This is a genomic window from Bdellovibrio bacteriovorus HD100 (assembly GCF_000196175.1).
In the GTDB taxonomy this organism is placed as follows: Bacteria; Bdellovibrionota; Bdellovibrionia; order Bdellovibrionales; family Bdellovibrionaceae; genus Bdellovibrio; species Bdellovibrio bacteriovorus.
The window spans coordinates 854,086-871,007 of the sequence record NC_005363.1 but is presented as its reverse complement, the minus strand read 5'-3'; the positions used below and the strand labels follow the sequence as shown (position 1 = coordinate 871,007).

Here is a 16,922-nt window from a genome sequence, read left to right as displayed (position 1 = left end):
GAAGGAAATATGATTCATCCTGGAATGCATTGAAACAATCTGCGGGACCACGCCAGAATGCCGGTCAGCAGTCCCACGACAACGACACCGGCACTCCATTCCACCAGGGACAGCGGTGCCAAGCGAAGAAAGGTCAAAGACTCCGAACTCTGAATCAGGGCCATCGAAGACAGCACCGTCACTGTGGAAATGATGATGGCTACTTCGGATTTAAAACGGGTGAGTTGCACAGCAACTCCCGCACTCCATAAAGTTAACAGGGCCATTACTCCCGAACGGGCCCGCTCGGGAGAGGCCCCTTCACTCAATGCTCTGACAAATCCCCAGCCCAAAAGAACCGCCACGGCAACCCCGGCAAGACAGATGCAAAGAACCTGAAATGAAGAAAAAATTCGAGGAGCGTTGACTTCATCCCGCGTGCCCGTGCTTGGCGCTTGAAAAGCCAAAAGTGCGGTGGGATGGATCACCAGCTCCAGCCACACAATATGGACCGGCAGATACACCAATGGATACCCCGCCAGAGGTAAGACAGCGGCCGTTGCGACAAGCGGAATATGGATTAAAAGAAGATACTCGAAACTCATTTTTAGATTTTTAAAAAGTTGCCGGCCCTCCCGTATCGCATTGATTATTGTTGAAAAGTTGTCGTCGGCCAGGATTATTGAAGAAACTTCCCGCGCGCTTCGTGAGCCCCGCTCCCCCATGGCAATGCCGATGTCAGCGGCTTTCAACGCCGGCACATCATTGACACCATCACCGGTCACTGCAACCAGCTCCCCGAAGTGCTTCAGCGCCAAAACGATCCTCAACTTCTGCATGGGGGTACAGCGGGCCACGACATCAATGTTCTTCAAAAAATCAGCGTGGCGGTGGAGCCACTCCTCCTGAAACTTCAGGGGCTCGTCCTCCGCACTCACAACAACGGGCTCAGCAATCGTCAAGCCAGCATCTTTGGCAATTGCCGCAGAGGTCTCTGGATGATCTCCGGTAATCATTAAAACCCGAATGCCATTCCTGCGACAGTATTCCATCGCTCCGGCCACTTCGGGTCGGGCAGGATCTTCGAAGGCCAGTAAGCCACAGAACTCCAGTTCGGCACCCGGCTCTTGTTCAAAGGGTGCCAAAGAACTCTTTCTGGCAACGGCAATGACCTTATGGCCCGTTCGGGCCCACTGGGAAACTTGTCCCTCCCATCTTGATTTTTCATCTGACAGAAGGCGAGACATTCCGATAATTGTTTCTGGCGAACCCTTGATGTTTGCCACAAAGGGACCACCAACTTCCTGCGAAATCACAGTTTCGCGTTTCCGGTCTTCAGTAAATGGAAACACCAGGAGGCTGGCTTTGCTTGTCAATCCCCGTTCTTGCGCAACCTCTTTGATTGCAGCGTCAAGGGGGTCCGATTCAGAACTCGAGGATGCCAATGCCGTTCCCAGCAATGTCTGAACATCACCTTTGCTCGGTTCAAAATGCGCCAGCTTCAACTGCCCCGCGGTGATCGTGCCGGTTTTATCCGTGCAAATGTGTGTGACTCTTCCGATGTTTTCCACGCTGACAGCGCGCCGGACAAGCGCCCGTTTTTTAGCCAATCGATAAACGCCAACTCCAAGAAAGAATGTGAACACGACCGGAAATTCTTCCGGGATGGCTGCCACCGCCAAAGTGGCGGCACTCAAAAGAGCGTCCAGCCACCCATATCCCTGGTTGAATCGAACCATCGCCAGAATCAGACATAAAGCGACGGAAAGAAATATCAGAATCTGAACCAGCCGCCCAATCGCTTGTTGCAAAGGGGTGCGCTCGTGCGGCACACGGGAAACGGAGCGGACAATTTCCCCGTAGGATGTGCTGGCACCCGTGAAAATGACTCTGAGGGTTCCATGCCCCGTCAGAACTCTCGTGCCCGCAGCTCCAAGGATCTCTGATGGCACCCGCACCTCATCAGCGCAAGACCGGAAAAACGGCTCCAGAGGCGTCGCCTTTTTGACTATTGGAAATGACTCTCCGGTCAGCACCGACTCATCCACTTGCAGACCTTGCAAGCTTTCAAAAACTCCATCGGCCGGAACCACATCCCCTTGCCTCAGCAGAACCAGATCCCCCGGCACCAGATCCCGGGAATCCACCTCAACCTCGACAGCATTTCGATAAACCTTAACGGACGAAGACAGGTCCCCTCTAAGGGCTGCCGTTGAGGCCTGGGTTCTCCAGTGTAAAAATGCATCCATAAACAGAAGCGGAAGAACTGCCACGAACAAAGTGATTCCGTCTGCAACCTCGCCTGTCAGAAAGAATGCCAGCCCGACTCCCACCAGAAACCAAATCATTGGATCCTTGATCGTGTCCGCGAAGATCTCTATCCAGGGATTTCCTGTAACTTCAACGATGTCATTTGCGGGGAAGCGGGACCGCTGCTCTGCCAGCTCAGAATCTATCAACCCGCCACTTCGATAGACCAGCCCTTTAAGATTTCCAAAAGAAGTGGTTTTCATGCCTGCCCCTCTAATCCCATTTCAAGGGTCCTTCCATGATCCCCTCGACAAACTGACGCACCAGGGGATGAGAAGAGTGCTGAGCCTCTTCCGCCGTCCCGGCCACTATCACCTGTTTGTTCCCCACAAGTACAATCCGATCCGCCATCTTATAGGCGCACAAAAGGCTGTGGGTGACCATGATGATGGTTGAAGCATGTTCTTTTTTAAGATTCAAAATCAAGTCGAGAAGAATATCGGTGTTAATCGGATCCAGCCCCGCGGTGGGATCATCATAGAAAATAATTTCGGGATGAAGCGCCAGAGACCGGGCAATCCCCAGGCGTTGCTTCATGCCCCCCGACAGCTCATGGGGCATCATATTCTGCGCCTGCGACAGACCGACCTCTGCCAGACACTCTCGAACCCGGGATTCAATTTCCTGCTCATTCATTGTTGTGTGTTCACGCAAAGGAAAGGCCACATTTTCAAAGGAACTCATGGAATCAAAAAGCGCACTTTTCTGAAATTGCATTCCTATTTTGCGCGCCAGGCGTATTTTCTCTTCCGACTGCAGATCCTGCCAGTCCTCACCCTCACAATAGACATGCCCCTTCAGGGGTTTATAGATGCCCGCCATGGTTTTCAGCAAAACCGTTTTGCCCGCACCACTGGGGCCCACAATCACCAGAGTTTCGCCGTGCTGAACCTCCAGCGAGACGTCGCTTAATACAACTTCTCCGCCCAACTCTATTGTGACATGATCAAGCTTGATCGCCGGATGATCCATAGGACCATTCTATTTTTTCTTTATGACGACATAAAGGAGAGAAGTGGAAAAGTGTCACCTGACCTACAGCTATATTTTTACGCCCCGGGTCCCCCATTTACTGACGGAATGGGGCTTGGACTTGGTCCGTGCGCCTGACGAAGACGGAGCCCTGATCTATGACCTCTGGCTCAGTTCTGCGCACGGTCCCTTCTGCGCTCGCTTTATCGAAATAATCGACGAAAGAAGTTTGTCAGCCGAAAGGCCCGACAATGAATTTCCTCTAAGACCGGGCTTTGCACAGAGTCGCCCCAGCCTCCCCCCTGGACTTTCCCCACGCTTTGCCCTTGAAGGATTTTTAATGGAAGATCCTGCTTTTCCGAATAAAGCTTCATTGAGCTCAACTCTCCCAGCGCCAGTCTTCTTTGAGAATCGTGAAACACCTTTGCTGCGACAGTTGGGCTACAAAAAGCTGTCACCCTATTGGGCCCTGCTCGTACGCTCCTCGGGCCCTGCGGAACTTCCCAAGTTGTCAGAGCCTGCGATTCCTGCCACCTGGCGTGACCACCCGGTGCAATGGCTGCAACTGGAAACCTCGTGCTGGGACATCCTGATAGTCTAAGTATTCAGTCTGACTGCCACAGCCTGGTGAAGCCAAAATTGTCCGGCCTGTCTAACGTTCGCAATTTTTCAAATGTGGCACCCAATCGAGCCACAACTCAGTGTGATACACAAATCTGCAGTTTGGATTTTACCTTGAATAGACTGCACCCGCCGCCGCTTGGCCCGCCTCTTGCTTTGTATCACTGTCAGTGAGGTAAAAATGGCGCGAAACAAAATTCTGATGGCAACATCGGTACTGTTGATAACTTTAAACAGTTATGCTGGCGAATCCGGCATGTCGTCAGCCTACTCCTTTGGCGGAGCTTGCGCCTCTCAAGGTGTGTGGACTCAGACTGCTTTGGCCAACACTCAGGAACTGCGCCGAATCACCCTTCAGTTGCGGGACGATCCGAGCTGCAAGGCTTTGGGTGCTTCCGTGCAAAGTGCCGTGGCAAGCCTTGAAGACCAGGTAAAAATGATCTCAGATACACCTCAGCGCGCCAGCCGCCTGTCTCAACTGCCTAATGAAATCAGCGCCCTAAGAAACTTCCTGATCAGCTCTCCGGACATGAAGGGCCAGGTTCTGCAATTGATGATGAACCGGTCAATCGAAAGCGCCACGCTGGGTGCGCAAGTCCAGCAGGACGCCACCTCCATGGCCTCCGGCATGACAGACTTCAACACACGCCTGCAGCGCGGGGCCAATACCGGCCTGCAACTGACCAATCAGGTGATCGACAGCATCCCGTTGCTGGAAGAATGTCTGACAGACTCCTCTTCCACGGCCTTCGGCAATTACATCGCGGCCGCGGTGAAGGTGGTTTCTTCTTTTGCCTCCTCCGGCGAAGGTGGTTCGGGCAGCAATCTGGCAACGACGATCTCTAAAATCACGGGCGTTATGAGAAATGGAAAGTATGCTTCCGTTCTTAAAAAACTAAATCAACAGGAGTTCACCGCTTCCATGGCCTGCCTGATGGAAGTCACCACCGAATCCTATTGCCACAACCGCGATGGCATGTCGCTGTTTCAAAAAGGCATGGAGGATGTTCGTGTTCGCAGTGAAGACAACAACAAAGTGACCCCGTCAAATCCGTTTGCAGGATATTATGTCCTGAACACGCATGTTCCCAACGTGACCAAGTGGCTTCAGAAAATTCAAATCGGGGTGGATCCAAAACTGCCGACCGATGCCGAGTTTCAAAACAAGATTCTGCAAGAGGTGACCGAATTTTATAAAGGCGTGAAAGTCCTGCTGGGTGACTATAACACCGCCGTCATCACAATCAAATCCATGCCCACTTTGCTGGCAAAGCAAAATGCCGTGCTGAAGCTGATTGGTCAGATCGAATCCAGCATGAACGGCGGGTCCCGCTTTGGTGAATCAAAAACCAACTTCTTTACCATGAGCCGAACACCCATCACGATCCCTTTTGATCTGATCGGCATGCCCACCCCTGACCAGGTTCTGGGAAAGACATTCCCCAAACTGGCCTATGATGAATGGCTGCAAGCGAATATGACTTCTTTACCGATGTTTCAAGACCCTGTGGTTTTGGCCGAAACCATTGGCAACAACATGAAGCAAATTGTTCAGGAGGCCAACATCTCGGCCATTGAATACTTCAACAAATGGTACATCGTGGACAAATCAGCCCTGGTGAATGAATCCATGATCGATATCAACTACACGGTGAAAGACAGCCTGACAGCGATCAATCAGTATTTGGAACACTTCAAAGAACGCTCCGCCAAATACGATGGCGATGCCTCCATTCTGCCTGCGGTGGTCGACACCCAAGTGCGTATCAAAAAGATTCTGGATGCCTATCAGCGGGTTGAAAATCAAGGTCGCCTCTTGGCACAAAAGCAGGATCTGTCCCACATGACTCCGGAACAAATTGATGCGATGTCTGCGAATTACGAGGCCCTGGTGAATACGGTTTATGCCGAGTTCAACGTCATGCTGTCCCGTTCCGGGTTCCTTGCCAACCGCATGGTGAACTTCGTCTATCAGGACTATATTCTGCTGGTGAAAAACAAGGTGAACTTCACCGAGTACCAACAAGAGCTGTTTGTCTCTTCGGGCATGGCGGCCTTTGATAAAATGCTTCAGACCTACAATGGCAATCCGGCGCAGATTCAGAATGACCTGAACATGGGCCTGCGGATCAATTTGGGGAATATCGAGGCGTTGGAAGCCCTTCTAAAAAACAGTGTCATTTCTGCCGTCGCGGATCTTAAACAGGTTGAAAACGGAAAACCTGATGGTTTCTTCAGCCGCTACGGCAGAATTCTGCAGGACATGGTCGACGACAAAGAGGTCTCTCCGGCCCACAATATTTTCTCGGTGCTTCCGAAGTCCCTGTACTACTGGTTTAAGAACTCAGATCGCTACGCAGCGATCGGCAGCACCAGCGGCCCACAAAGCGAGTTCGATGACGCCCGCTATATTCGCTCGCAGATGTGCATTCAGGGCCTGGCCTTTGTGAACCAAACAGGTTTGCAAAACCTCTGCCAGGACGCGGTTTTAAAAAGTCCGATTCCTGGAGCCGACGTTGAAAAGTACAATGTCTCGTATGCCAAAGAGCTTCATCGCAACCTGAACGCTGCCGAAGTCAGCAAGCAAATGCAGGTTTCATTGAATCGCTCCAGCCGCATCTGCGCCTTCCGCGACTTCAACCGCAGAAATATGGTTTTATTCATGACTTTGGGTAAAACGAAGTAGGCCCGCCACAGCGGACTAATGAACGGCCTGCTTCTCTGCCGCCGAAAGCATTTTCAGCAGGCTTTCCAGCATGTGCACTTCGGCCTCCAAAGGGCCAAAGCGCTTTTCCAGCTCCAGACGGGCTTGTTTTTTAAGTGTCTCATAGCTGCGACGGCTGGAAAACTTCCACGCCGGGTGCTTGCGACAGGCCTTCAGATTCCTCTTGAGCGCTTCGTACTCTTCATTCAACACCAGCGAGCTTTGATAGATTTCATCGGTGGTCAAATCATTAAGCTGGCCCAGCTCGGCCATGCATAACAGCTCGATGCGTTTCAACGCATCGTGGTCCTGGGCTTTGTATGCCGCCTGCACACGCTGCCATTTGATGGAAGCCCAATCCTGATGTTCTTTCGAAACACCGATCTGCTTATCCGGATGAAGCAGGCGCGCCAGTTTACGATAGGTGGTGCGAAGCAGACTTTCAGCCTCGGCCTGCTCTTTTTCCAGGGCTTCTTCACTGGCATTTTCGGCAATGATCTGCTGAAGGAAGTCTTTTAAATGCACCGGCATATTGCGCAGGTATCTTTGCTGATAGGCGGGATCGGCTGCTTTCCACAAACGACCCAATAGCTTCCAATCCCCGCACTTCATGGCAATCTGGAACGTCTCTTTAAACAACTGATATCCCGCCATCGGAACGGACAAGTGACGGGCCATCATGCCATCGTCAATATCATTCAGATAGTGATACACTGAGCGCGCACGACGTCTAAGACCGCTCAGCGCAGAATCGTCCTTAAAGAAAATTTCAGCAAAGTTGATGGCCGGTCCATCTTCAGGGATCGGCAGTGGCTCCCCGGCGACAGCGGAACTTCTGGTCGCGGTGTCGAAGCGATTCTTTCTCAGTTTGTCGATAACAAACTTCCACACATCATCACCCGCCTGGTACTGGCTTTCTTCCTCTTTCAACATGCAGTAGGCACGCTCCAAAGGAACGTTCGAGGTGTTGGCGACGTATTTCAAATGCACTTGGAAGGTGGTCAGCACCTTATGACGTTTTTCAAGCAGTTCACCGGCTTGAAGCTCGTCTCGGAACGTCAGATTGTACCAGTCTTGATACAGGATTTGATCCCAGAGCAGAAAGTCCGTGTGGTCTTTTTCAAGCTGACGGATTTTCTTAAGCAGGTTCGACGAGGCAAAGAACAGATCTTTGCGTATATTTTGGTCATCCGTCAGAGAAACATCATGATGCATAAGAGGCAATCCCTTTACCACGCCTCCGATGTCATCGCTAATAAAAACACGGAACTGCCAAATCTATCGGCAGTGCTGCTGAAAAACCAATCAGTCCAAACGCGGACGAAGCCAGCTTGAATAAATCTTGGGAAGAACATCCGAGCGCACAATCTTGGAAGGCTCTTGTGTATCAGTAAATAAAACAGGAGCCATTCCCCGCGCGGCCGTCCACTCGCCGTAGTATTCTTTTTTTGCAGGATGAAATGGCGTCACAGCATTAATGACAGGCCAGGCTGATTCTGCCTGAGCCGCCGCCCAGATGATCTGCACCAGATCGTCACGGTGAATCAGATTCACGGCTGAATTCCCAGCGCAAGGCCGCTGACTCTGCGACAAACTTTTGGCAGGGTGCCGGTCGCCACCAACCAAACCCCCGGGACGAATCACCGTCAGTTTACCGGTGAACTTCTCACTTAAAAGATTTTCCACAGCCACCAACCAACGCGCACTGTCTGTCATGGGCTCAGTCGTTGTTTGTTCAGTGATGCTGCCGGCTTGATTGCCATACACGGAAATCGAACTGATAAAAATAATCCGGCGATAACCACCTGTCGGAATTTTGGCAACAAAGTTTTCAGGATTGATTTGCAACAGCGGCGGTGTATTCAGAAAAAGCACATCACAGGGTTTGGTCGGAAAATCATCACAACCCCAGTCAAAATCCTGACTGCGGGTGCCCCAGTTTTCGATGCCTTTTTGACTTAAGTGTTCAGAAAGCTTCTGCCCCAACCAACCCAAGCCAATGATGCCCCACGTTTGTTTCACCACTCACCGCCCGACAAAATCAAGAACGGCTTGACCCAGTTCGGCTGGCTGTTCCAACGGCACATAATGCCCGCAATGATCAATCACCCGGAACTTAGAGCGTGATATCTGGGCATGACGATTCTTCAAGGACTCCAACGGAACCACCCGATCATTGGCCGCCGCCACGATCAGAACCGGGAACGACAGTTCTTGCAAGGCTGCGCCTTTGTCGATTCGGTCCACAGTGGCCAAGGTTTGGTTGATATACTGTTCAGAGGAAAAGTCGGCACTCATCTGCATGATGGGGCCGACCACTTGCGGGTCCTTCAGAAAATCGGGGTGGATATAACGATCCATCTCTTTTTCCGAAATGCCGTTGTACTTTCCACGTCTTAAAAGTCCCACCATCTTCAGGCGTGCCGCCCGCGTTTTTTCAGACAAGGCCCCAACGCTGGCCGCCACCAAAGACAAAGACAGCACTCGTTCAGGAAAACGGGTGGCAAAAGTTTCGGCGATATACCCGCCCATGGAAAAGCCCACCAGATGAAAAGCTTGGTCGGAAGTCTTTCCCACTTCTTCAATCATGGCATCCAGATTCTGAGGATGCTTCAAATCCACCACGCGAACATTGTAGCGTTCGGAAAAAACCGGCACCAGAGGGGCCCACAGGCGCTCATCACACAAAAATCCCGGCAGCAATACGATTGTTTCAAGTGGCATCATGCCCCGATCCTTTTAAGACACATGAAATTCAAACACCTTCTCCGTTTTGACCGAATTCAGAATCATACAACTTTCTGAGGCGCGGGCCAAAATTCTTTTTGCGTTCTCTATCTGCTCTGCGCCCTCAAGATGCACATTAAAGAAACAACGTGCCATCCACGGCCGGCCATGTTCATCGCGGTCCACAGTCAGCTCGGACTCAATGCGAAGCTTTTCATAAGCCAGTCTCGATTTTTCTGCGAACACTTTAAAGGTGGCCACAAAACAATTCTGCAATGCCATGACGTAAAGATCTTCAGGGCTGAAACCTCCCCCTGGGCCCTCAAATTCGGCGGGAATCGCCATGCGAACGCCAGAGTCGACAGACATTGATTGAGAGTCCCAAAGGCTCTGAATTCCGGCGGAGCTTTCTGCCCGCGCCTTGAAAAACATTGGATACTTGTTCATGACAAATTCTCCTCCGCACCTTGATGGTGACTTTAGTTCATGGTAGCATGAACTAAATGAGAAAAGCAGACCAAAAAACAACCGCGTCAACCGCCACAGCTGAAATCAATAAACTCCGTGACCTGTCAGAGTCCGTGGGGGACTTTATTCGTTACTGGGGGTTTCGCAGAATTCACGGCCAAATTTGGACTCAGGTCTTTTTGTCAAAGACCAGCCTTAGCGGCGCCGAATTGACTCAAAGACTGGGCGTCTCTAAAGCCCTGATCAGCCCTGCTCTTTCCGAGTTGGAAGCCTATGGCCTTATCCTGATGACGGAAGATGGAAAGAAAACAAAACGATACTCGGCGGCCCCAAATGTCATCCCTGTGATCAAAGACATTCTTAAAGAGCGGGAAGCCAAGATCATTGCGGCCACTCAAGAAAAATTCGGGACACTTCACAAGATCCACGAAAAAAGAGGCGAGCAGGAATCCCTGCTTCAACACGACCGTGTCGAAGAGCTTGGACAGATGATCACCTTAGCGCAATTTGCCCTGAATTTTATCATTGGACAAAGTGATGAAGAATCCCTGGCCTGCTGGACTGAAGAGGCGCTGAAAGCTGAAAAATAGGACTATTTCCAGCCTTTCGTAATTCCGTCCACTGACTGCCTTGAGCACTTAAAACGGGTGACCTTAAATCCCCGTCTTTTTTCGTTCTTCAGTTGCCCCTGCTCAAACACACGACGTCGCCAGCGACTAAAAGCATTCGCCGACAGGACGGTTCGCATAAAGTGAACGAACTCGTTTGGTGAAAGCCCGAACTGCACCGCGATCGCATCAAAAGTCGTCCGATCCTCCCAGCCCATGCGCACAAGTCTGGCGCGATCTTCTTCCGAAAAACCGGCAAACTTCTGTCTTAGCACTTTTGAAATTCCCATACAGCCCTTTCTTACTTATTTAATACCGGCTATGTCTTGCAATAAGGGCTGTCGGAACATTTCTTCCTTGGCAGCAAAGGCCGGATTTTGGCAAACAGGAAGTAACCTGCCTCCAGCGTCTTTTTTACCGGAGCAAACGAAACAAAAGGCACAATCTTTTTCAAACTTCTTAACTGAGTCCATATCACAATAAAGGCCTCAACCCCTGTAAAGATCTGACCTTCAGAATCTCGAACATGAAGACTCTTATGAATTTTATGTGGATCCAGGCCTTCTGTATTTGCGTCAAAACCCGAAGAGGTGATGTCGACAAACGCGATATTCTCAGCCCCCTCCAGTTTCCTGTAATGAGCTATCTCGCGTGAACACAGCTGGCAGAGCCCATCATAATAAACGGTGATTCCAGAATGAGACGTGCTTTTTGGCTTTTCCATCTTGAACTCCATTTTGGTTCATAGTAGTATGAACTATATTAAATGTCAATATCCTCCAGCCTTCACCCCAGGAGAGCTTGCAATGGGATCTATCTTTAGCAGTCGGTTGAAACGAACGCTTGAGCTTACAAAAATGGCAACAAAGATCGGCTTTAAAGAGCTCACCTCCGGCGACATTCAATCCAGAATCGAGCAGGCCAAAATTCTTACCGAAAGCCTGGGGAACCTGCGTGGAGCTGCCATGAAGGCCGGTCAGCTTTTAAGCTTGGATCTGGACGACTACTTCCCTCCGGAAGCTATCCAAATCCTGTCGCAACTGCAAAATCAGGCCTTTGACAGTCCTGAACTTGACCTTGCCCAGGTGCTTAAAGCCGAACTGAATCACGATCAGCTTCTAGAACTGCAAAACATAAATTATAAACCTTTTGCAGCCGCCAGCATGGGACAGGTCTATAAAGCCACAGTGGCAAACAAGCCCATCGTCATCAAAGCGCAGTATCCTCATTTGGAACAATCCATCGAAAATGACATCAAAGCCTTAAAACGACTTATGTCCACGCTGTGCCTGCTGACTGGCAGAAGCATGAATCTGGACTCTCTGTTTGCGGAAATTGAAGAGGTCTTGCGACAGGAAGTAAACTATCTTAACGAAGCCAAGGCCCTTTCAAATTTTACAGAGCTCTTTGACTCTCACGACTGGAAACACGCCCGAATCAAGACACCAAAGCCACTGAATCGCCTCAGCACCAACAAAGTTTTGTGTCTGACCTACGAACATGGATTGACACTCAAGGAATGGATCGACACCCGTCCCCCCGTGGAAAAACGCGAGCTCATCGCCAAGTCCATGTTAGAACTTTATGTCATGGAGTTTTTTGTGTGGGGCTTCGTACAAACCGACCCCAATCCTGGAAATTTCCTGATCCGCGAGGCTCCCGAGCTGGAAATTGTCGCTCTGGACTTCGGCGCCTCCCGGCACTATCCTCCAGAGTTTAGAAAGAACTATATTGAGCTTCTTCGCTCTATCCGCAGCACCTCGCCGGAAAAGATCGTGACGACAGCCATCGAATTTGGACTGCTGGACTCACGCGAGTCTGAAGATGCCAAAATGGTGTTCGTCGAACTTTTGAAACTTGGCATGAGCCCGTTCTTTCAAAATGCCAATGGCAGAAAGTTCGACTTTAAGAACGACAAGTTTGTTAAGGAAAATGCCCGGCTCTCCCGGCAGCTGGTGCAAAGTCTCAAGTATTCTCCCCCACCTCATAAGCTGATCTTTTTGCATCGCAAGCTTGGGGGTGTCTTCGCTGCACTGAGAAAACTTGAAGTCGAGTTGGATCTGCGTGAATACTGGGAACAGATTGAAACAGCTAATATCAATGCATAAAAGGGGGTCTCTTGAAAACAACTCTTAAACGGTTCTGGGCTTTGTCTGTGGTGACTTGCGGGATCCTCCTCTTTTCAGGAACCCAAGCGATGTCGGAAAATACCGCTTCAAAAGCGACTTCTGATAGCGACAAAGACCTCGCAAAGACAGCAAAAGCACTGTTTGGAATCATTCCGGCAAAAACGGCAGCGCCTGACAAAGTCTCCAGTGCCCAGATCGAACTGGGCAGAAAGATCTTTTTTGACTACAGACTTTCCAAGGACGGCAGCACCACCTGCGTTCGCTGCCATCAACCTCAGTACTACAGCACGGACCGACTGCCGCAGTCTGCGGGTTTCAATAACAACAAAGGCGCACGCAACGCTCAATCCATCCTGAACCTTAAGTACCAGGAGATAGTTCATTGGCGCAATGACAGAACAAGCATCGAGGATCAGGCCCTGCGTTCTTTCACCACCCACTTAAGCTATGGAAACTCCTCTGTCGAGGAGGCTTTAAAAAGATTCGAGCTGGCCGGCTACCAACCTCTGTTTAAAGAGGCCTTCCCGGATTCCAAGTCCCCGTTGACGCTTGAGAATGCCGCCGCGGCGCTGGGAATCTATCAGCGGTCACTGACCACCCGGGCGCCTTTTGATCAGTTTCTGGAGGGCGACATCAAGGCCATCTCCGCTCAGGCCAAAAAAGGCCTAAGGGAGTTTATAACTGTAGGGTGCGCCTCCTGCCACAATGGCACAGCCATAGGTGGCCGAACCATGCAAAAGTTCGGAGTCTTTCAGAACTACTGGAATGTGACCAAATCCAAAACTCCGGACAAGGGACGCCAGGAGATCAGCAAGAAGGATGAAGATCTCTATGTCTTCAAAGTGCCCTCACTTCGCAATATCAATGAGACAGCACCTTACTTCCACGATGCTTCGGCTAAGGATCTGGAAACGGCAATTCGTTGGATGGGCAAACTTCAGCTCAATAAGGATCTGACTGACGATCAGGTCAGCCTGATCAAAGCCTTCCTGCAGAGTCTGACCGGAGAACTTCCAAAAGATTTCCGGATTGCTCCGACGCTTTCGCCACAGCCCTACGCAGGACCAGAGCCACTGTGATCCCTTAACCCAAGTTACGCAGGCTCTTGGCAATCTGTCGGTACAGTGTGCTTTCAGGATTGTTTTTTCGCTGAATTAAAAACACACTCTGCTTTCGCTCTTTTTGGGAAAGCGGTGATTCCAGCTCGATCAAACGGTAATCCGGCAGCAGTGCTTTGTTGTGCAAGCTGACCACGAACTCCGGCAGATAGGCCACACACAGCCCCTGCCGGCATAGCTCCATGGCCGACTCCATCATGGTGACGCGGTAAAGGATCTGGCGATTGAATTCATGATCCGGCCAGCCATCCAAGCCCTGTACTTTGGATGGCGTGCCTTGTGTCGGAAGCAGCGGCACAACAAACGGAAGCTCACTCCAATTCAGGCCTTTGAACTTCTTCAGACCAAAGATTCCCATTTTAATTTTTGTGACTTCAGTAAAGTCCACCCCGGATTTCGGGATGGGCGCATAGGTGATACCGATATCCACGACTCCCTCTGCGATGGCCTGCTCCAGACGACCAGGACGGTACTCATGCAGCTCCAGCGGACCAAGATCGACCGATTTCAGCAAGTGACTCAGAAAATAAGTGGTGAACACCTCAAAAGAACCCAGGCGATAGGGAACTTTCTCCGAATCGGAACGAAGCAGATTTTCGGGCACTTTCAACCACTGGTCCAATAAGCCCGCTGTTTCATCTTTGAAACGCTGGCCCGCCGGGGTCAGGCGCAATCCCCGCCCTTCGGGCTCCAGCAGCTTTGTGCCCACCTCTTGCTCCAGCAAGCGCAACGCCTTGGACAAGGCCGGCTGCGACACGTGCAACACCTCCGACGCCCTGACTAACGACCCCGTTTCTGCAAACACCTGAAAGTATCGAACTCGTCCTATATCCATAGGTTAACTATATATAACTTTAATGAACTTTTATTCAATAATAAATATGACTACTTTAGCGGCAGAACCCGCCAGGAAAGGAAATAACGATGAAATATGTCTTAGTATTTGGACTGTTATTAATGTCAGCCCTGCCAGCCCAGGCCGCAAAATATGTATGTAGTTACACAGAAGGCGCGTGCGACGAACACGGCAATCACTATATCTGCTCTACCGGTGACGGATGGGCCGGAGACTACATTTTCTGTTCTCCAGAGGATGTCAGCTTAAAATACATTCCGCGAAGCCTCAAGGTCAGAGACTTCATCAAAGAGTGCATTGAAGAATGTGTTAGCGCAGGAGGCGCTCCGTCCACTTGCCACCACCGATGCTGGTAAGCAGCTATACCACGCCTTCGGCCTTCAGGTGATCGATGAAAGCTCTTAGTTTTGGCAGAACTTGAGAGCGCTTGGAATAATAAAGATAGAACCCGGCGCTGGTGGTTGAGTACTGATTCAACACCAGCTCCAGCTTTCCAGACGACAGCTGGTCACTGACCGCTTCTTCTGCCGCATACATAATTCCCAAACCATCAAGGGCGGCACGCAAAGCCAGAACTGAGTCATTGAATATCAGTGCAGGCTTCACCTGAACCTGAAATTCGGTTCCTTTGTTTTCAAACTCCCAACGATCATAAATTCGTTCAGGCGTAATTCGACTGACAATGCACTCATGACCCAACAAGTCCTTGGGATGCTTGGGACGCCCAGCCTTGTTCAAGTACTTCGGTGAGGCCACCGGCACAAAACGAACGGGTCCGACCAACTTCATCGCCACCATGTCTTTGGCCAAAACATCGGACAATCTGATACCCGCATCAAACCCCTGCCCGATTACATCTGAAGTGGCGTCTTCAAAGAACAACTCCACAGCCACTTCGGGAAACTTTTTACGAAAGCTGGCAATGATGGGCGCCAAGAACCAAGGATATATCATCCGAGGCATATTCAAGCGCAAAAGCCCCGAAGGCTTTTGCGCATAAGTTCCCACATTGGCCAGAGCAGAAAGAATCTGATCCAGCGCCGGTCCTGCCTGCGCCAAAAACTGCTCGCCAGCTTCGGTCAGACTGGTGCTGCGGGTGGTGCGACTGAGCAACGCCACCCCCAAACGGCCTTCAAGCTGCTTTATTGCCTGACTGACCGCCGAAGCGGAAACACCCAGCTCTGTTGCCGCCGCAGTGAAGTTTCTTCTTTCGGCCACGAGTTTAAGCGCTATCAAACCATCCAGCTGATCACTTTGCACAGAAGACTCCTTTGGTTAATCCGCCTTGGCGCTGTTGTTCTTCTTCCACCAGGTCTGAGTCACATATTGATCATTGATGGTCACCACCTCACCGATCTGCGGCGCTACCAACGAAATTCCCTCACGGGCCGTGGCTGCAGAAATCTTCTCAATCGGTTCAGACCAGGAATGCAGCGCCAGCGAGAACATGCCCCAATGAATCGGAAAATACCTTTTCGCATTCAGATCCTTAAAGGCCTGGATGGATTCATCCGGCAACAGGTGCACCTCACGCCATTTTTCGTTGTACTGGCCGTTTTCAATAAAGGCCAAATCAAAGGGCCCCATCTTTTCACCTATGTCCTTAAAGTGCGTGTCATAGCCAGAGTCCGCACAGAAATAGACATTGTGCTTGGAACTTTTGATCACCCACGAAGCCCACAGGGATTTGTTCTGATTCGTAAAGCCCCGCCCGGAGAAATGCTGGGCAGGAGTTGCCGTGAACTTAATGCCGGCAATTTCCACCCCCTGCCACCAGTCCAATTCCTGAATGCGACTGGCTTCAATACCCCATCCGGTCAAATGCGCCGCCACCCCCAGGGGCACCACAAACCGAGTGGACTTGTTCTTAAAGAATTTGATCGAATCCATATCCAAGTGATCCCAATGGTCATGGGAAACGATGATCACATCAATTTCAGGCAATTCAGAAAGCTCAATCACCGGCTTTTGGAATCTCTTCATCATAAAACCGAAGGGTCCCGTGGATGTTGAAAGCACCGGATCGATCAAAACATTCTTGCCATCAAGCTTCATCAGCACGCTGGAATGACCAAACCAGACGACCTTCAGGTCATCACCGGCCTGACTGAATCTGGCAAAATCAGTTCTGACCTCTGGCAAAGCCTCACTCGGAATTCTTTCCGCATCCCCACCGAACAGGAATTCTTTGGTGGTGGCAAAATTCATTGTGCGCTTGCGCATTTCTTCCACCAGACGTGGACGACGATTAACAAACACCTTTCTTTCTTTGTCATAGTTCAGAGAGTTTTGGTAAGCCGCCACTTGCTCGTCGGAAGGCAAAGAACCAAATGAAGAACAACCCACCATCGCAACTCCTCCCACACCCAACAGACAACCAACCAGCAGTACAATCAGGACCGTTTTTAAAAGACGCATAAATCTCCAGCT

General features: G+C 50.7%; 16 protein-coding genes. 5 read left to right on the top strand and 11 right to left on the bottom strand.

Features of this window, described 5'->3' with window-relative positions:
* Positions 1 to 14: 14 nt before the first annotated feature.
* Together BD_RS04230 and BD_RS04225 are read right to left on the bottom strand one after the other, a co-directional pair.
* Entirely contained in the window at positions 15 to 2,492 is a 2,478-nt protein-coding gene (locus BD_RS04230; protein ID WP_011163461.1) for a cation-translocating P-type ATPase, read from the bottom strand.
* A gap of 10 nt (positions 2,493 to 2,502) precedes the next feature.
* Positions 2,503 to 3,261, bottom strand: a complete 759-nt coding sequence (locus BD_RS04225) for an ABC transporter ATP-binding protein (RefSeq protein WP_011163460.1) — start codon at positions 3,259 to 3,261, stop codon at positions 2,503 to 2,505.
* A 373-nt stretch (positions 3,262 to 3,634) separates the two neighbouring features.
* On the opposite strand from BD_RS04225, the gene BD_RS18150 reads away from it, so the two are divergent.
* Positions 3,635 to 3,862 (top strand): hypothetical protein, encoded by a 228-nt coding sequence (locus tag BD_RS18150; RefSeq protein ID WP_162145203.1) that lies wholly within the window; start codon positions 3,635 to 3,637, stop codon positions 3,860 to 3,862.
* A 201-nt stretch (positions 3,863 to 4,063) separates the two neighbouring features.
* Positions 4,064 to 6,568: a hypothetical protein gene (locus BD_RS04215; protein WP_041583468.1), complete on the top strand. Its 2,505-nt coding sequence runs from the start codon at positions 4,064 to 4,066 to the stop codon at positions 6,566 to 6,568.
* A gap of 15 nt (positions 6,569 to 6,583) precedes the next feature.
* On the opposite strand, the gene BD_RS04210 is transcribed toward BD_RS04215, so the two are convergent.
* The 4 genes from BD_RS04210 to BD_RS04195 form a co-directional block, all read right to left on the bottom strand.
* Positions 6,584 to 7,801, bottom strand: a complete 1,218-nt coding sequence (locus BD_RS04210; RefSeq protein WP_041583467.1) for a J domain-containing protein — start codon at positions 7,799 to 7,801, stop codon at positions 6,584 to 6,586.
* Between the two features lie 90 nt (positions 7,802 to 7,891).
* A complete protein-coding gene (locus tag BD_RS04205) occupies positions 7,892 to 8,608 on the bottom strand; it encodes an SDR family oxidoreductase (protein ID WP_041583694.1) in 717 nt (238 codons plus the stop codon).
* A gap of 3 nt (positions 8,609 to 8,611) precedes the next feature.
* Positions 8,612 to 9,313 (bottom strand): alpha/beta fold hydrolase, encoded by a 702-nt coding sequence (locus tag BD_RS04200; protein ID WP_011163455.1) that lies wholly within the window; start codon positions 9,311 to 9,313, stop codon positions 8,612 to 8,614.
* Between the two features lie 12 nt (positions 9,314 to 9,325).
* Positions 9,326 to 9,760 (bottom strand): OsmC family protein, encoded by a 435-nt coding sequence (locus BD_RS04195; protein ID WP_011163454.1) that lies wholly within the window; start codon positions 9,758 to 9,760, stop codon positions 9,326 to 9,328.
* A gap of 56 nt (positions 9,761 to 9,816) precedes the next feature.
* On the opposite strand from BD_RS04195, the gene BD_RS04190 reads away from it, so the two are divergent.
* A complete protein-coding gene (locus BD_RS04190; protein WP_011163453.1) occupies positions 9,817 to 10,371 on the top strand; it encodes a GbsR/MarR family transcriptional regulator in 555 nt (184 codons plus the stop codon).
* A gap of 2 nt (positions 10,372 to 10,373) precedes the next feature.
* On the opposite strand, the gene BD_RS04185 is transcribed toward BD_RS04190, so the two are convergent.
* Together BD_RS04185 and BD_RS04180 are read right to left on the bottom strand one after the other, a co-directional pair.
* Positions 10,374 to 10,679, bottom strand: a complete 306-nt coding sequence (locus BD_RS04185; RefSeq protein WP_011163452.1) for a TIGR03643 family protein — start codon at positions 10,677 to 10,679, stop codon at positions 10,374 to 10,376.
* Positions 10,680 to 10,708: 29 nt separating this feature from the next.
* A complete protein-coding gene (locus tag BD_RS04180) occupies positions 10,709 to 11,113 on the bottom strand; it encodes a thiol-disulfide oxidoreductase DCC family protein (RefSeq protein ID WP_011163451.1) in 405 nt (134 codons plus the stop codon).
* 133 nt (positions 11,114 to 11,246) lie between these two features.
* Here BD_RS04180 and BD_RS04175 point away from each other — a divergent pair, with 133 nt between their 5' ends.
* Both BD_RS04175 and BD_RS04170 read left to right on the top strand, forming a co-directional pair.
* Positions 11,247 to 12,497 carry an ABC1 kinase family protein gene (locus BD_RS04175; protein WP_041583466.1) on the top strand — a complete coding sequence of 417 codons (1,251 nt, stop codon included), beginning with the start codon at positions 11,247 to 11,249 and terminating at the stop codon, positions 12,495 to 12,497.
* Positions 12,498 to 12,508: 11 nt separating this feature from the next.
* Positions 12,509 to 13,597: a cytochrome-c peroxidase gene (locus BD_RS04170; protein WP_011163449.1), complete on the top strand. Its 1,089-nt coding sequence runs from the start codon at positions 12,509 to 12,511 to the stop codon at positions 13,595 to 13,597.
* Between the two features lie 4 nt (positions 13,598 to 13,601).
* Here the strand turns inward: BD_RS04170 and BD_RS04165 are convergent, their stop codons facing one another.
* The 3 genes from BD_RS04165 to BD_RS04155 form a co-directional block, all read right to left on the bottom strand.
* Positions 13,602 to 14,471 (bottom strand): LysR family transcriptional regulator, encoded by an 870-nt coding sequence (locus BD_RS04165; RefSeq protein ID WP_080558978.1) that lies wholly within the window; start codon positions 14,469 to 14,471, stop codon positions 13,602 to 13,604.
* A gap of 381 nt (positions 14,472 to 14,852) precedes the next feature.
* Complete coding sequence (locus BD_RS04160; protein WP_011163447.1) at positions 14,853 to 15,752, bottom strand: LysR family transcriptional regulator; 900 nt, start codon at positions 15,750 to 15,752, stop codon at positions 14,853 to 14,855.
* A 15-nt stretch (positions 15,753 to 15,767) separates the two neighbouring features.
* Positions 15,768 to 16,910, bottom strand: a complete 1,143-nt coding sequence (locus tag BD_RS04155; RefSeq protein WP_038450892.1) for an MBL fold metallo-hydrolase — start codon at positions 16,908 to 16,910, stop codon at positions 15,768 to 15,770.
* Positions 16,911 to 16,922 lie beyond the last annotated feature (12 nt).

What these genes read in the sequence shown, in the direction of transcription:
- BD_RS04190 (WP_011163453.1), top strand. Translation starts at nt 9,817, where the DNA reads ATGAGAAAAGCAGACCAAAAAACAACCGCGTCAACCGCCACAGCTGAA.
- BD_RS04210 (WP_041583467.1), bottom strand. Translation starts at nt 7,801, where the DNA reads ATGCATCATGATGTTTCTCTGACGGATGACCAAAATATACGCAAAGAT.
- BD_RS04200 (WP_011163455.1), bottom strand. Translation starts at nt 9,313, where the DNA reads ATGATGCCACTTGAAACAATCGTATTGCTGCCGGGATTTTTGTGTGAT.
- BD_RS04230 (WP_011163461.1), bottom strand. Translation starts at nt 2,492, where the DNA reads ATGAAAACCACTTCTTTTGGAAATCTTAAAGGGCTGGTCTATCGAAGT.
- BD_RS04195 (WP_011163454.1), bottom strand. Translation starts at nt 9,760, where the DNA reads ATGAACAAGTATCCAATGTTTTTCAAGGCGCGGGCAGAAAGCTCCGCC.
- BD_RS04165 (WP_080558978.1), bottom strand. Translation starts at nt 14,471, where the DNA reads ATGGATATAGGACGAGTTCGATACTTTCAGGTGTTTGCAGAAACGGGG.
- BD_RS04225 (WP_011163460.1), bottom strand. Translation starts at nt 3,261, where the DNA reads ATGGATCATCCGGCGATCAAGCTTGATCATGTCACAATAGAGTTGGGC.
- BD_RS04155 (WP_038450892.1), bottom strand. Translation starts at nt 16,910, where the DNA reads ATGCGTCTTTTAAAAACGGTCCTGATTGTACTGCTGGTTGGTTGTCTG.
- BD_RS04180 (WP_011163451.1), bottom strand. Translation starts at nt 11,113, where the DNA reads ATGGAAAAGCCAAAAAGCACGTCTCATTCTGGAATCACCGTTTATTAT.
- BD_RS04185 (WP_011163452.1), bottom strand. Translation starts at nt 10,679, where the DNA reads ATGGGAATTTCAAAAGTGCTAAGACAGAAGTTTGCCGGTTTTTCGGAA.
- BD_RS04175 (WP_041583466.1), top strand. Translation starts at nt 11,247, where the DNA reads ATGGCAACAAAGATCGGCTTTAAAGAGCTCACCTCCGGCGACATTCAA.
- BD_RS04215 (WP_041583468.1), top strand. Translation starts at nt 4,064, where the DNA reads ATGGCGCGAAACAAAATTCTGATGGCAACATCGGTACTGTTGATAACT.